Below are 761 nucleotides of genomic sequence, written 5' to 3'. Positions count from 1 at the left end.
AACTTGAAAGATGACGGATATAGATAAGGTAGGAATGTTTAAATGCATAAATATGACAGCAAGATACTTATTATTGGTTCATCAAGTGAAATTGGGAATGCAATTTGCCGGCATGCGGTTGCAAGTGGCTATGAAGTATTAGGTACTTCACGTAAACCGCGTAATGAAGAAATTTATTTAGATGTTATGTCGGATAACAGTGTTAGAGAAGCCATTGGCATTGCGATTGAAAAGATGAAATGTATTGACGCGGTTATCTATACGCCAGCAATGTCATTAGATGGTTTATTACATGCTCAGGATATTGAGGGTTGGCATGATGTTTTCAATGTCAACTTATTTGGTGCAGCAAGAGTAGCAAAATATTTGTTGCCACATTTTATGAAGAATCGTAATGGCGTGATGCAATTTATTTCTTCTACAGCAAGTTTACGTGGAGAGACAGGCGCCACCGCTTATTCTTGTTCGAAAGCAGCCATGAATGCATTGGTGAAAAATATCTCTAATGACTACGGCCGTTTTAATGTTAGGGCCTATACGGTAATGCCGGGATATGTTGATGGTGGTATGTTGCGTCATATTTCTCCAGGAAAGAAGATGGAATTCGCCAGAAGCACCGCATTAAAACGAATGGCAGAGGTTGATGAAATTGCCAGTTTTTGTGTGGGGACATTGAGTACATCAACCTATATTACAGGAACATCTCTTTGCATTGATGGGGGATTAAGTGGTTAATAACAGCTATACCTAATAGATTTCGA

General features: G+C 38.9%; 1 protein-coding gene. It reads left to right on the top strand.

All coding sequences use genetic code 11. The features are described 5' to 3' along the window. Window positions 1-42 precede the first annotated feature (42 nt). The gene (locus tag KZ793_RS11320; RefSeq protein WP_225815422.1) at window positions 43-735 is read left to right on the top strand and encodes an SDR family NAD(P)-dependent oxidoreductase; all 693 of its coding nucleotides are present in this window, start codon (window positions 43-45) and stop codon (window positions 733-735) included. Window positions 736-761: the final 26 nt, after the last annotated feature.

This window comes from Photorhabdus antumapuensis (assembly GCF_020387775.1).
Taxonomy (GTDB): Bacteria; Pseudomonadota; Gammaproteobacteria; order Enterobacterales; family Enterobacteriaceae; genus Photorhabdus; species Photorhabdus antumapuensis.
This window is presented reverse-complemented; position numbering and strand designations above follow the sequence as displayed.